The 13,688-nt window shown below is 36.0% G+C and carries 13 protein-coding genes, 1 tRNA gene, 1 rRNA gene, 1 other RNA gene and 1 other annotated feature; all 16 genes read right to left on the bottom strand.

The window, feature by feature from the left end; genetic code table 11:
* Nucleotides 1–20 precede the first annotated feature (20 nt).
* The 16 genes from AC4CVH_RS14600 to AC4CVH_RS14525 all read right to left on the bottom strand — a co-directional run bounded on the left by AC4CVH_RS14600 (nucleotide 21) and on the right by AC4CVH_RS14525 (nucleotide 13,592).
* A 16S ribosomal RNA gene (locus tag AC4CVH_RS14600) occupies nucleotides 21–1,531 on the bottom strand.
* A 369-nt stretch (nucleotides 1,532–1,900) separates the two neighbouring features.
* Complete coding sequence (locus tag AC4CVH_RS14595; protein WP_490788471.1) at nucleotides 1,901–2,845, bottom strand: GNAT family N-acetyltransferase; 945 nt, start codon at nucleotides 2,843–2,845, stop codon at nucleotides 1,901–1,903.
* Between the two features lie 95 nt (nucleotides 2,846–2,940).
* Complete coding sequence (locus tag AC4CVH_RS14590; RefSeq protein ID WP_490788470.1) at nucleotides 2,941–4,191, bottom strand: DUF1015 domain-containing protein; 1,251 nt, start codon at nucleotides 4,189–4,191, stop codon at nucleotides 2,941–2,943.
* 49 nt (nucleotides 4,192–4,240) lie between these two features.
* Entirely contained in the window at nucleotides 4,241–5,149 is a 909-nt protein-coding gene (locus AC4CVH_RS14585; protein ID WP_490788469.1) for a D-2-hydroxyacid dehydrogenase, read from the bottom strand.
* A gap of 27 nt (nucleotides 5,150–5,176) precedes the next feature.
* A complete protein-coding gene (locus AC4CVH_RS14580; protein ID WP_490788468.1) occupies nucleotides 5,177–6,247 on the bottom strand; it encodes a pyridoxal-phosphate-dependent aminotransferase family protein in 1,071 nt (356 codons plus the stop codon).
* A 130-nt stretch (nucleotides 6,248–6,377) separates the two neighbouring features.
* Nucleotides 6,378–6,580 (bottom strand) — a binding site (T-box leader).
* Nucleotides 6,581–6,763: 183 nt separating this feature from the next.
* Entirely contained in the window at nucleotides 6,764–7,555 is a 792-nt protein-coding gene (locus AC4CVH_RS14575) for an EFR1 family ferrodoxin (RefSeq protein WP_490788467.1), read from the bottom strand.
* 53 nt (nucleotides 7,556–7,608) lie between these two features.
* On the bottom strand, nucleotides 7,609–8,295 hold the full coding sequence (locus AC4CVH_RS14570; protein ID WP_490788466.1) for a hydrolase: 687 nt from the start codon (nucleotides 8,293–8,295) through the stop codon (nucleotides 7,609–7,611).
* A gap of 25 nt (nucleotides 8,296–8,320) precedes the next feature.
* Complete coding sequence (locus AC4CVH_RS14565) at nucleotides 8,321–8,815, bottom strand: NAD(+) diphosphatase (RefSeq protein ID WP_490788465.1); 495 nt, start codon at nucleotides 8,813–8,815, stop codon at nucleotides 8,321–8,323.
* Between the two features lie 154 nt (nucleotides 8,816–8,969).
* The gene (gene sfsA, locus AC4CVH_RS14560; protein WP_490788464.1) at nucleotides 8,970–9,662 is read right to left on the bottom strand and encodes a DNA/RNA nuclease SfsA; all 693 of its coding nucleotides are present in this window, start codon (nucleotides 9,660–9,662) and stop codon (nucleotides 8,970–8,972) included.
* Between the two features lie 35 nt (nucleotides 9,663–9,697).
* Nucleotides 9,698–9,961: a pro-sigmaK processing inhibitor BofA family protein gene (locus AC4CVH_RS14555; protein ID WP_490788463.1), complete on the bottom strand. Its 264-nt coding sequence runs from the start codon at nucleotides 9,959–9,961 to the stop codon at nucleotides 9,698–9,700.
* A 96-nt stretch (nucleotides 9,962–10,057) separates the two neighbouring features.
* A complete protein-coding gene (locus AC4CVH_RS14550) occupies nucleotides 10,058–10,345 on the bottom strand; it encodes a DUF2508 family protein (RefSeq protein WP_490788462.1) in 288 nt (95 codons plus the stop codon).
* Between the two features lie 69 nt (nucleotides 10,346–10,414).
* Nucleotides 10,415–11,011: a recombination mediator RecR gene (recR, locus tag AC4CVH_RS14545; RefSeq protein ID WP_490788461.1), complete on the bottom strand. Its 597-nt coding sequence runs from the start codon at nucleotides 11,009–11,011 to the stop codon at nucleotides 10,415–10,417.
* Between the two features lie 52 nt (nucleotides 11,012–11,063).
* Complete coding sequence (locus AC4CVH_RS14540; RefSeq protein WP_490788460.1) at nucleotides 11,064–11,408, bottom strand: YbaB/EbfC family nucleoid-associated protein; 345 nt, start codon at nucleotides 11,406–11,408, stop codon at nucleotides 11,064–11,066.
* A gap of 70 nt (nucleotides 11,409–11,478) precedes the next feature.
* Complete coding sequence (gene dnaX / locus AC4CVH_RS14535; protein WP_490788459.1) at nucleotides 11,479–13,134, bottom strand: DNA polymerase III subunit gamma/tau; 1,656 nt, start codon at nucleotides 13,132–13,134, stop codon at nucleotides 11,479–11,481.
* Between the two features lie 92 nt (nucleotides 13,135–13,226).
* Nucleotides 13,227–13,491: signal recognition particle sRNA large type (ffs, locus tag AC4CVH_RS14530), an RNA gene on the bottom strand.
* A gap of 11 nt (nucleotides 13,492–13,502) precedes the next feature.
* Nucleotides 13,503–13,592, bottom strand: a tRNA-Ser gene (locus tag AC4CVH_RS14525).
* Nucleotides 13,593–13,688 lie beyond the last annotated feature (96 nt).

Genomic DNA, 13,688 nt, shown 5'->3' with positions numbered 1-13,688 from the left:
TCCATCCCTGTTCTCCCTAGAAAGGAGGTGATCCAGCCGCAGGTTCTCCTACGGCTACCTTGTTACGACTTCACCCCAATCACTAACCCCACCTTCGGCCGCGTCCTCTTACGTTAGACTGCGGACTTCGGGTGTTGCCAGCTCTCATGGTGTGACGGGCGGTGTGTACAAGGCCCGGGAACGTATTCACCGCGACATTCTGATTCGCGATTACTAGCAACTCCAACTTCATGCAGGCGGGTTTCAGCCTGCAATCCGAACTGAGGGCAGTTTTCTAGTTTGGCTCCACCTCGCGGTTTCGCATCTCTCTGTTCTGCCCATTGTAGCACGTGTGTCGCCCTGGACATAAGGGGCATGATGATTTGACGTCATCCCCACCTTCCTCCGCGTTAACCGCGGCAGTCTCGTTAGAGTGCTCATCTTTACATGTTAGCAACTAACAACAAGGGTTGCGCTCGTTGCAGGACTTAACCTAACATCTCACGACACGAGCTGACGACAACCATGCACCACCTGTCTCCCTGCCCCGAAGGGCTTCGCCTGTCTCCAGGCTATGCAGGGGATGTCAAGTCCAGGTAAGGTTCTTCGCGTTGCTTCGAATTAAACCACATGCTCCGCTGCTTGTGCGGGCCCCCGTCAATTCCTTTGAGTTTTAATCTTGCGATCGTACTTCCCAGGCGGAGTACTTAATGTGTTAACTGCGGCACAGAAGGGGTCGATACCTCCTACACCTAGTACTCATCGTTTACGGCGTGGACTACCAGGGTATCTAATCCTGTTTGCTACCCACGCTTTCGTGCCTCAGCGTCAGTTACAGTCCAGAGAATCGCCTTCGCCACTGGTGTTCTTCCTAATCTCTACGCATTTCACCGCTACACTAGGAATTCCATTCTCCTCTCCTGCACTCCAGATGTCCAGTTTGAAATGCAGCCCCCGGGTTAAGCCCGGGTATTTCACATCTCACTTAAACATCCGCCTACGCACCCTTTACGCCCAGTAAATCCGGACAACGCTCGCCACCTACGTATTACCGCGGCTGCTGGCACGTAGTTAGCCGTGGCTTCCTCCTCTGGTACCGTCATTATCTTCCCAGAAGACAGAGCTTTACGATCCGAAAACCTTCATCACTCACGCGGCGTTGCTGCATCAGGCTTTCGCCCATTGTGCAATATTCCCCACTGCTGCCTCCCGTAGGAGTCTGGACCGTCTCTCAGTTCCAATGTGGCCGATCACCCTCTCAGGTCGGCTACGCATCGCTGCCTTGGTAGGCCTTTACCCCACCAACTAGCTAATGCGCCGCGGGTCCATCTCAAAGCGGATTTCTCCTTTCATCCCGGATCCATGTGAATCCAGGTCTTATGCGGTATTAATCTCCCTTTCGGGAGGCTATCCCCCTCTTTGAGGCAGGTTACCCACGTGTTACTCACCCGTCCGCCGCTAGATTGTCCCCGAAGGGACTCTCTCGCTCGACTTGCATGTGTTAGGCACGCCGCCAGCGTTCGTCCTGAGCCAGGATCAAACTCTCATATTAAAAGTTCTTTCTGCTCATTACTGTTTATTTCAAAAGAATTGCTGGTTTGTTTCTTCAAGTTTCTGCTTGCTTTTTACTCTGTTTAATTTTCAAGGATCATTCCCGCCGTCTCCTCCGAGACAGCTTTTAAAGTATATCATCCTGTCCAGCCTTTGTCAACATTTTTTTGCATCTTTTTCACAGTGCATCAAACTGTTTCTTTTCTGTTCCTCAACCGGACAACGAATGTTATTATATCACAGCTTGTACCTTTATTTGGTTTGATATACCACATATTCTTTACTTATTATCATATATATCCCTTTTCCTTATTATATCTCCGAATTTTGCATATAGATACACTTGGTTATGTTTACTTTATTTATTCGCTTATACCCCTGGATTCAACTTGTAAAATGTTATATGATCCCTCCATTTTCCACTGATAAACAAATATTTTTTGTTTAGACTGAGTTTTGCAAAGCCACAGGCAGTTAAAACTGCCTGTGACTTGAAATTATCTACAAGTGTAGATGCCTCCAGCCTGTGAAGTTTCATTTCTTCAAAAGCGTACTTTACAACAAGATTCAATGCTTCCTTCATATATCCCTTGCCCTGTTCGTCTTTATCTATTGAATATCCTACAAATGCACTTTTAAAAATCCCTATTATAATGTTTGATATTTGTATCTTTCCTATCAACTTAACATCTTTATATATACCGAAGTTCAGATTTCTTCCATTCAGAAAATCCTTATAGCTTTCAATAAGATTCTTCTTTTGAAAATCAAGAGTATAAAATTTTTCCTCCCTATGCGGTTCAAATTCTTTAAGATAATCTCTGTTCTTTATATAATAATCCAATAAGGCCTGTGCATCTTTTGGAGACATCATATTTACATATATGTTTTTTCCTTTTATATGGATGTTTCTTTTTATACTCATGTTTTTATACTTGCTAAAATCAAGACCAAACAATATTTCATTTCCATATCCCGAGTTTGTCTTTACACTATTGGAAACTATACCTTCAAATTCAAACCCCGAATCTACAAACGCATCCAAATTTATACTGTCATCGGTCAAAACATCTATCTTATTTAAACCCATACTTTGAAACAACATGCCCATCATTATATTCAGAGAATTTCTAAGAAGTCCATAACTTTTATAACCCTGTTTGTAAAATTTGATTCTTATCAATGAAAACTTATTAACCTTGGAGAAATCTATTATAAATACCCTGCCTATTGTTATACCTGAATGATCTCTTATTATATATTCCCTGCTGCTTTTTCCTGCCAAGTCAATGGTAACAAGTCCTGTACTTAACATTTCTACCTCCACTTAAAGAAACTATCATACTTAAATAATTATAACATAAAAAATATGGAATAAAGGCCATGCCCAATTCCATATTTTTGCATAAATCAATATAAATTATGAATAAACAGTCCGCTTCTTAATTTTGGCTCAAACCAAGTTGATTTAGGTGGCATTACTTTGCCTTCATCTGCTATTTCCATAAGTTCATTCAAAGTTACAGGATACATTGAAAAAGCAACTTTGTATTCACCTGTATCAACCTTTTTTTCAAGTTCGCCAATTCCCCTTATTCCACCTACAAAATTGATTCTTTCATCCTCTCTAGGATTTTTTATTCCAAGAACAGGTTCAAGCAGATTATTTTGAAGTATTGAGACATCAAGACTTGAAACTACATCGCCACTGTTGTAAGTGTTTTCTTTAGCCTGAAGCCTGTACCATTTGCCATCAAGATACATACCATATTCATGCCTCTTTTTAGGCTTACATCCCCCCTCTCCATCATATTCACAGACATGAAATTTTTCTTTTACTTTAATTAAGTAATCTTTTTTGGAACTGCCGTTTAAGTCCTTTACCACCCTATTATAATCTATAATGTTCAAATCAGAATCAGGAAACAATACTGAAAGGAAAAAGTTAAATTCTTCTTTTCCGCTATAATTCACTTTTTCTCTTCTCCTCTTAATTCCAACTTTGACTGCTGATGCCGCTCTGTGATGCCCATCAGCAATATATAGACCGTCTATTGTTTTAAATATACTTTTAAGTCTTAAAATTCTGTCATCGTTATCTATAACCCAAACCGTATGCCTAACCCCGTCTTCTGCTGTAAAATCATAAACCGGTGCATTGCTGTTAGTATGATCGTTTATAATGTCACTAATGTCTTGATTATATCTATAGGTCATAAAAATAGGACCTGTATTTGCATTGCAGTGATCTACATGATTTATTCTATCGAGTTCCTTGTCCTGCCTTGTGTACTCATGCTTTTTTATTTTATTGTGAATATACTCATCAATGGACGTACAGCATACAATACCTGTTTGAGCCCTGCCTTTCATCTCAAGTCTGTATATATACAAGCATGGTTTATTATCTTGAATTAATATTCCCCTAGAAACCATATGCTTTAAATTCTGACTTGCTGTTTCATATACTTTTCCATCATATATATCGATATTTTTATCTAAATCAACTTCCGCTTTGTCAACGTGGATAAATGAATATTCATTCTCCTTGACTTTCTCCCTTGCTTCATCGCTGCTCATGACATCATACGGAAGAGCGGCAACCCTGGATGCAAAATCCTTGTGGGGTCTGACAGCTCTAAATTCTCTTATAACAGCCATATTATCCTCCAATTATATCGTATAAAATTTTCTATGCACCTGAATATTTTTAATTGAAAAAGTTTTTAACTATTTCGACTATTTCCGTTCCTATTCTTTCCTGAGCCTCTTTTGTAGAACCCGCTATATGGGGTGTTAACGAAACTTTGTCATTTTCTATCAATTTCTGATCTGGAGATGGCTCATTGCAAAATACATCAAGTGCCGCTCCTGCAACTTTACCTGAATCAAGTGCCTTTACAAGTTCATCTTCATCCAGAACTCCACCCCTTGCACAATTTATTATATAAGCACCATCTTTCATAATTTCAAACTGTTCTTTTCCAATCAATGGTTTATTATTTTTTCCAAATGGTATATGAATTGATACATAATCTGAATTTGCAATCAGATCATTCAAACTTAAAAATTCATACCTTGTATATTCTTTAGCCTCACCTAACTTGTCATAATAGGCTATTTTCATTCCCATTGCTTCAGCTCTTTTAGCTACCTCTCTTGCTATTCTTCCAAAGCCTATAAGTCCAAGAGTTTTTCCATAAATCTCAACGCCCTTGTATTTTTTCTTTTCCCATTTGCCTTGTCTCATAGTAACATTTGCAATATTTATATACCTTGATATTGCAATTATATGTCCAAGTGTCATCTCTGCCACTGATACAGTGCTGGCATTAGGTGTATTATTAACTTTTATTCCATTTTGCTCCGCATATTCCACATCTATATTATCAAGGCCAACTCCACCTCTTATTATAAGTTTCAGTTTCCCTTTTCTTGCAATATCTATAATAGGCTTTCTTATCTTTGTAGCAGATCTTACTACTATCCCGTCAAAGTTCTTTATTTGTTCTTTCAGTTCTTCCTCTTCATAATGTTTGTCTACAACTTCAAATCCATTTTCAATTAGTTTCTGCATGGCTTTTTTATCCATTCCATCAGCAATTAATAATTTAGTCAATTTTGACCCCCCTAATAAACAAATATTTTACAGCTTTAAAATGTCATTTATAGTATTCAAAAGTTCCTTTATTTCGTCCAAAGTACAATCGCCCATATGAGCTATTCTAAAAGCTTTTTCCTTGAGTTTTCCATATCCGTTTGATATTTGAAATCCTCTTTCTCCAAGCTTCTTGTTTAATTCTGCCACATTTATATCCCTCGTATTTTTTATATTTGTAACAGTGTTTGAAAGATATTTTTCATCCGAATAAAGTTCAAAATATTTTTTAGCCCATTCTCTAACATATTCAGCCATTTGAAGATGTCTCTTATATCTATTATCAAGTCCTTCATCAAGCATTTTATCCAATTGATAATCCATGGCAAACATGTGGGAAAGTGAAGGTGTTGATGGATATTGATAATCTTTTTTATGAATATAATTATATAAAGTCAGCAAATCAAGATAGTATCCTCTAAACTTTATCTTCTTGGCTCTTTCCACTGCCTTCTCGGAAAAAGAACATATTGCCATTCCCGGTGGAAGACCTATAGCTTTTTGTGTAGATGTAAGACATATATCAACTCCAAGCTTGTCAACTTCTATTTTTGTACCTCCCATGGAACTTACCGTATCAAGACACCATACAACCTCTGGATATTTCTTCAATACCCTGGATATTTCCTCTACCGGATTCATAACTCCTGTAGAAGTTTCATTATGTGTAACACAGAGTACATCATATTTTCCAGTAGCAAGAGCCTTGTCTATTTTATCTACATCAACACTTTTTCCCCATTCTTCCTCGAACAAATCTGCAGGTACATTATTACATTCTGCAATTTTATGCCATCTGCTTCCAAACGCCCCAACTGAAAATACTGCTGCTCTTTTAGCTGTACTACACCTTATAGCCCCTTCCATAAGGCCCGTACCTGATGAAGTTGAAAGCAAAATTTCTTCTTTTGTATGAAATACTTTTCTTAACTTGTTACTTATATTTCTTTGAAGCTCCGACGCCTCCTTGCTTCTATGTCCTATCATAGGTGTTGCCATCTTTTGAAGTACGTCTTCTGATACTTCTACTGGTCCTGGAACAAATAACTTTTTATGCATTTTACTACCTCCAAATATAATTTACTTTAATGATTTACTGTTTTATATTGCTAAAGTCAAACTGGTATAACAGCTTGACTTTCAAATCCAAATATAGAATTTAAAATAAAAAAAACACCTTCAATCTCCTGTTAGGGACGATTGAACGCGTTGCCACCCTTATTGGCTGTAGTAAAATCAGCTACAACCCACTCATATATATAACGGTACTCCCGTATTACTCATCGTAATAGTCCTGCCAAGGCGGATTCACTTAAAACATAACACCAATTTTCACCAGTCATTGGTTCTCTAAAGCTAATTTCAAGTTACTATTCTCATCATAGGACATATTAATTTTTTTAATTCAGCTTTATTTATAAGATTGTAACCTATTATAGATTTTAATTTTCAATATGTCAATACCCTTTTAAAAAATTTTTTCCGTTTTCTATCTTTTAAAGATAGTTAATTTTGAACCATGCTTTACTATACTATATGAAATATAGTTATAGAATGTTCATGTCAAAATTAATTTTATGTATTGAGTTCCAGAGAATTTATAATATTTTTTTGAGTCTGATCTATAACCTTGTTTTTATAAGTTATTGCATTCAAAGGACAGATATGTATACACCTCATACATAACAAACACTTGCTGTGAAAAACAGCATGCCCATTTTCAAAAGTTATATTATTTTGTGGACAGTTCATAAGGCACAAACCGCATTTATTACAAGCATCAGTAGATACCATGTTTTTTGATATTTTAGGAATTCTACTTTTAAACGCTCTGGATAAAATTTTACCCGTGTAAAGCCTGAGTTCATTGTTTGATTCTATCACAGTATCTTTCTCTATAAAGTTTTTTACAATATGCTTTATTTTTTGTTCAGCATCAGAAAGTAATGCATCAATGTTCTTCTTAAGCGGCTTTCTGCCAAAACAAAAATAAAAGTTGTTTGGCATTCTTATACACGTTTGTACATCAATCCTATATCCTTTTTTCTTCAGACATTTTGACATAAAACACGAGGAAGATGAAGTTTTCCCCCCCTGTGTAGAATAAACTATTGTTCTGATTTCATTACTCTTTGACTTAAAATCTCTTAGAAAGTCACACATAATCCTTGGCGGAAACTCAGCATGTGCAGGTGAACCAAATACCATGAAATCATACTGTTTCATACATTCCTCTTTTACCATTTCCTTATTTTCTATATTTACCAGATTTAAATTTACATTGTATAATTTAAAATCCGTCTTGAATCTATCCGCAACCCATTTAGTATTACCAGTACCACTAAAATAATACAAAACACCCTTCATACTAGCTCCCTCTAATAATTAATTTATTGTTTATCTAAAAAACATATAAAAAATCACTTGTCAATTCCCCTATTTTTATATTCTTCTCTATACTTATCCATAATTTTCTTTAATATATCACTTGCTGTAGGAGGAGTAAACGTTATTGCATTCGCGCCGGCTTTTATAGTATCTCTTATGCTCTCTTCCGAAACTCCGCCAGTAGCTATTATTGGAAATTCCGGGTAATTTTTTCTTATATACTCAACTATTTTGTCGGTTTTGTCTGCACCGGATACATTTATTATTGAGGCACCAGCTTTTATTCTTTCATGTATATTTTCATACTCCGATATTACAGTAACTATTATCGGAATATCAATTGTATCTCTTATTTGTCTTATTACAGAGTTAGAAGTGCTGCTGTTTACAACAATGCCCATGACCCCCTTGAACTCAGCATCGAGTGCCAGATTAACAATTCTCCTGCCCGATGTAATTCCACCTCCAACTCCACAGAAAACGGGAACATCAGCCGCCAGCACAATAGCCTGTGTTATAAGTGGTTGTGGTGTAAACGGATATACTGCTATAACTGCATCCGCATTTGTATTTTTTATAACCGCAACATCCGTTGTAAATACAAATGACTTAAGTCTTTTTCCAAATATCTTTATACCACTTGCTTCTCTTATAACTTCAGGCAGTTGAATAACATGTCTTTTTAAAATTCCCTTTATTTCAGGTACATATTTAGCCACTCCGTTTTCCTCCTTAAATTCAAGTTTAACTTTCCAATATATCAAGGATCTTGTTTACAACACGTTTTCCTATGAAATCTTCACTCATTTCAGATATTGCATCTTGAATATCCGTCCAATTTATCCCTTCAACTTCACAGGATTTTTTTAGCTTTCCCCCATCATATTCTGCCATAAATGTAAGCATAACAAGTCCTTTTTCCTCAACATAATCGCTTCCAAGATATCTCAAACCTTTAATTTTAAGCCCAGACTCTTCCATAACTTCCCTATGCACGGTTTCTTCAACCGTTTCTCCATTTGAAACATATCCTGAAAGAAGCACTTTAGAATTTTTATATATATAGCTCTGCTTGAGAAGCAATATCTTACTGCCATTTAAAACCGCAACTACGATACATGGTTTAGGAGTGTCAAAATAAAATACATCGTCTACCGGGCAATATGGTACTACTCCTTCATCCCAGCTGCCCTTTTCATCTAATTTTCTTCCACATATGGGACAATAATTAAATTTCATAATTTCACTGTTTTATAAACAGTTTGCACCCCCTTAACAAATAAAGAGTATCATTTTAAATAAAAGCATAAGTCTTTATTATATTATAATATATATGTAATATTTTTCAAACAAAAATACACTTAATATGAACCACTTGACGAGGCCTATATTATTATAATTTTACCTCTATCCTGTTCATGAGTTCTATAAAATTTTCACCAACTTTACAGTTATATGCAAGTACATCTACTCCTGCTTTAAAAGCGAGTCGAAGTACTTGTCCAAACTTTTCATCAATATCATCCTCAGGTGTGAAATATTTTATATTTTCCATCTGTATCAAAAACAAAATGGCCGCCTCCATTTTTGATTTTTTTACATCAATAAGTTCTAAAACATGCTTTCTGCCTCTTTCAGTAGGTGCATCCGGAAACTTGGCCACCCCATGTTTCTCAAGCGTAACTCCTTTTACTTCCAGATAGCATACTTCTTTCTCCCCGCCTGAAAGTTTAAAATCAAACCTGCTATTTCCAAATGTCTTTTCTCTTTCAATATTTGTATATTTCTCAAACATAACTATTTTCTGATATTTTAGTGCTTCCTCAACTACTCTGTTTGGTATTTGCGAATCTATGTTTATCAAGATATTATCCTTATATGCTGCTATAAGATCATACTTGGTTTTTCGTTTTTCACCATTTTCACATCTAAGCAATACAATTGCTGAAGGCAAAAGTATCTCCTTGCATCTTCCTGTATTCGGCACATGCACAAGGCACACTTGTCCATCAATGTTTACATATGCCTCAAATCTGTTTATTCTCTTTATAAACCTTCCTCTTACTACAGCCTTTGTAAAATTCAACTAATCACCTCTAAAATAATTACAGAACAAATCCACTAGAAAAACAACTTAAACACTATCAAAAATATAACTCCAGGTATACCAAAGAATCCTGCTATAAGCGATGTAACTGCATTTATCCCTATATATAATCCAAAATATTTCCCTACAAAGTTAAGCACTATTAGAAAAAATGCACCCAATACAGCATTTACAATTAATTTAAAAAGTATTTTTATAGGCCATGAAAATACTTTTACGATTATATAAAGTCCCAAAATTGCGATTAAAAAGTATCCTATATATTCAAAATGAAACATATCATCGTCTCCCCCGCATTTTTTTACCCACTACTATTAATTTATATTCTAACAGTAACAAAGTATTAATACAAAAGAGACATTGTTAACTTTTTTTTAAGAAGACTTTTTAACTTGCTTGGAACATTCAAATATATTTCCTGTGTTTATCTTTATATTACTTTTCTTGGCCTGACTAAGAAGATACATATATTTTGACTTTGCAGCTTCTTCCATATGTATAGCATAGTCAACAAGATGCGGATCTTTTACTTTGTTAAAGTAAATTTCGCACCTTGTTATTTCTTGTCTTGCTTCCTCTATATCATTCAAAAGTTTTTTCTGCTCTTTAGTGTACGTAGATTTTTTTGCAAGTAAAAACTTTATTATATTTTTTCTGTTCATAAAAAAATCCTCCTAATTTATATTGTCATATAAATACTTGACATAAATTAGGATTAATATACATGCTGCCTATATCTTTACTCTTCCTTCAAAAGCCTTGGATAGAGTAACTTCATCCGAATATTCAAGATCTCCGCCGACAGGAACTCCATGTGCGATCCTTGTAACTTTGACTCCAAGAGGATTCAATATCCTGGATATATACATAGCTGTGGCTTCACCTTCCACATTCGGATTTGTTGCAACTATTACTTCTTTTACATCTTTGTTTATCCTTCTTACAAGTTCTCTGAGTTTTATATCATCAGGTCCTCTTCCCGCCATCGGGGATATATTGCCGTGTAATACATGATAAACTCCATTATATTCCTTTACTTTTTCTATTGCCATTATGTCTTTTGGCTGCTCCACAACACATATAATATTCTTGTCTCTATTGGGATTGGAACATATACCACATGGATCTGAATCAGTAAAATTTCCACAAACGGAGCAATACTTTATAGTTCCTCTTGCTTTCATTAAAGCTTCTGCAAACTCTTTAACTTCATTTCCCGGTAAATTAAGCACATAAAGTGTTAATCTCTGCGCCGTCTTATAACCTATTCCTGGGAGTTTCGCAAACTCCTCTATTAACTTCTCTATGGCTATCGGATAAAAATCCATATTTGTCACCCACTTTACTATAATACCCCACCTTTAGAAGATGGGGCATTTTTTAAAACATTCCCGGAATATTAAGTCCGCCTGTTAATTTTTTCATTTCAGCTGCAGACTGTTCGTCAGCATTTTTAAGTGCCTCGTTGCATGCACTAAGTACAAGATCCTCAAGCATTTCTATATCGTCAGGATCAACTACCTCCGGTTTTATTTTTATACTTTTTATTTCTTTTTTTCCATTTACAACAGCAGTCACAGCTCCACCACCAACTGCAGCTGAAAATTCCTTGTTTTCAAGATCTTCCTGCATGTCTTTCATCTGTTTTTGCATTTTTTGAGCCTGTTTCATAATATTGTTCATGTTTGCTCCACCACCAAAATTAGGGAACCCGCCTTTTGCCATATAACTTCCTCCTTAAACTCAACTAATATTGATTTTAATTATATCATATTTGCCATCATCTATAAATTTGTTATTCATCAAGTATTTCCACAATATCTTCTCCAAAGGTATTTTTAAGTATCTGCTCTTTTGACTCAGGAATTTCCTCGTCTTCAATAATATACTTCAATCTTACTCTTTCCTTTAATACCTCTGAAAATACACTTTCAACAATTTTGCTGCTCTCCCCTTTTTCAAGCCTCTGTTTATGAAAGGAATAGTCTTTGGCATATTTTATAGTTATAATTCCATTTTCACACTTAAATGCTTCGCCTGTAGTAAGTGCTGCAAATATAACCATTTGATGCCTTGCCTTGAAAGCTTCAAGTATATCCTGCCATTTTTTCTTTACAATATCAAGAGTTATTTTTGAATGTATATTTTCTTCATACACTTCTTCTTCAGGAGTATTTTTCTTGATTTTTTCAGCTTTTTCAGCCTTCAAGTCTCTGGATGTCTCATTACCTTGCTCAAAAGTTTTCTCCAAGTTCTTCTTTTTTACCTCTTTTTTAGTGTCTTGAGGCTTTTTAACATAGCCTCCCTTAAATGCTTCTTCCAATCTATTGATTCTTGACAGCATTACCTCTTTTGAAGTGTCGTATTCTATTTTGCACATTTTTATAACGGAAAGCTCAAGATATATCCTGCTTTGTTTTACCCATTTTGACTGTTCCTCGGCATCCTGAAGTATCCTGATATCCCTCATTATTTCTTCTACTCTTATTTTTTCAGACTGATCCTTTACAAGCTTTATATTTTCTTCAGACATATCAAGAACCTCTTCCGGTGCATTAGAAACTTTCGCCATCAATAAATTTCTAAAATGAGTTATCATGTCTCTTATGAAATTGTATATGTCTTTCCCGCTCAAAACCACATCATCAATTACTTTCATTGAATCTTCAACATTCTTATCTATTATACTCTCAGTTAGTTTGAATAGATTGTCATTTGTAACAAGCCCCAGCATCTCAACTACGTCATCATATTTTACCTTACCGCCGCCCATTGATATTGCCTGATCAAGAACACTAAGTGCATCTCTCATGGCACCGTCACATATTCTTGAAATTAGATTCAAGCTCCTGTCATCTGCAAATACACCTTTTATATCCACTATATACCTTAATCTTTTAAAAACATCACTGCTTTTTATCCTTCTGAAATCAAATTTCTGACACCTTGACAATATAGTCACAGGTAATTTTTGAGGATCGGTAGTTGCAAGAATAAATATTACATTTTCAGGAGGCTCCTCAAGAGTTTTCAAAAATGCGTTTACCGCTTCCTGCGTAAGCATATGAACCTCATCCATTATGTAAACTTTGTATTTTCCTTCCTGTGGTGGATATTTTACATTTTCTATTACATCCTTTATGTCCTCGAGACGTCTCTTGGACGCTGCATCCATTTCAATCACATCAATTGCAATTCCACGATTTATCTTCTTACACATGTCACATTCATTGCAAGGTTCTCCATTTTGCAGATCCTCACAATTAACTGCCTTTGCAAGAATTTTGGCGGTAGATGTTTTACCTGTACCTCTCATTCCGGAGAAAAGATAGGCATGAGCTATTCTATGATTAACCACCTGATTTTTTAAAGTTACGGTTATGTGTTCCTGACCAACAACATCACTAAATGTCTTAGGTCTCCATTCTCTATAAAGTGCCGTATAAGCCATATAATCACCTTCTTTTTTATATTATACCCTATGAAAGGAATAGGTAAATAAAAAAAGACACCCTAAAGGTATCTTAAAAATCAATATTAAAGTCGTGCACCTTGCTTCGTCTAACAAACCATAGGCGTTACCTATACAGTTAGCTCAAATCAGGTTTTTCCACGGCACACGAAAATTATCACTTACCGCTGCTTCCTTCCGGACCTGACGGGGTTCATGAGTTTTCATTGCGTGGGACCCGGTTATCAACACCACTTTTACAGGCCAGCCCTACAAGTTTGAAGCCTAAGCAAGGAACTCAACCCTGCTATAGCGGATTGCAGGTAAAGGGCACCGCTAACTCCCCATCTAGCACGACAAAGTTTAAATGGCGGAGAGAGGGGGATTCGAACCCCCGGTAGAGTTTCCCCTACACACGCTTTCCAGGCGTGCTCCTTAAACCTCTCGAACACCTCTCCATAGATTTACTCATGAAATACATTACTGTTTAATTATACATCAAATGCCACAACAACAATCAATATTATACTATCAAAAACATAACATTTCAATAG

Source organism: Clostridium pabulibutyricum, from assembly GCF_058242705.1.
The sequence above is the reverse complement of the archived record's forward strand: the minus strand, read 5'-3'. Positions and strand labels throughout refer to the sequence as shown.

Bases quoted from the DNA above. Each gene is read 5' to 3' on its own strand.
- dnaX (WP_490788459.1), bottom strand. From the start codon at position 13,134: ATGGCTTATACGGCACTTTATAGAGAATGGAGACCTAAGACATTTAGT.
- recR (WP_490788461.1), bottom strand. From the start codon at position 11,011: ATGGATTTTTATCCGATAGCCATAGAGAAGTTAATAGAGGAGTTTGCG.
- AC4CVH_RS14550 (WP_490788462.1), bottom strand. From the start codon at position 10,345: ATGAACAGAAAAAATATAATAAAGTTTTTACTTGCAAAAAAATCTACG.
- AC4CVH_RS14555 (WP_490788463.1), bottom strand. From the start codon at position 9,961: ATGTTTCATTTTGAATATATAGGATACTTTTTAATCGCAATTTTGGGA.
- AC4CVH_RS14580 (WP_490788468.1), bottom strand. From the start codon at position 6,247: ATGCATAAAAAGTTATTTGTTCCAGGACCAGTAGAAGTATCAGAAGAC.
- AC4CVH_RS14575 (WP_490788467.1), bottom strand. From the start codon at position 7,555: ATGAAGGGTGTTTTGTATTATTTTAGTGGTACTGGTAATACTAAATGG.
- AC4CVH_RS14595 (WP_490788471.1), bottom strand. From the start codon at position 2,845: ATGTTAAGTACAGGACTTGTTACCATTGACTTGGCAGGAAAAAGCAGC.
- AC4CVH_RS14540 (WP_490788460.1), bottom strand. From the start codon at position 11,408: ATGGCAAAAGGCGGGTTCCCTAATTTTGGTGGTGGAGCAAACATGAAC.
- AC4CVH_RS14565 (WP_490788465.1), bottom strand. From the start codon at position 8,815: ATGAAATTTAATTATTGTCCCATATGTGGAAGAAAATTAGATGAAAAG.
- AC4CVH_RS14590 (WP_490788470.1), bottom strand. From the start codon at position 4,191: ATGGCTGTTATAAGAGAATTTAGAGCTGTCAGACCCCACAAGGATTTT.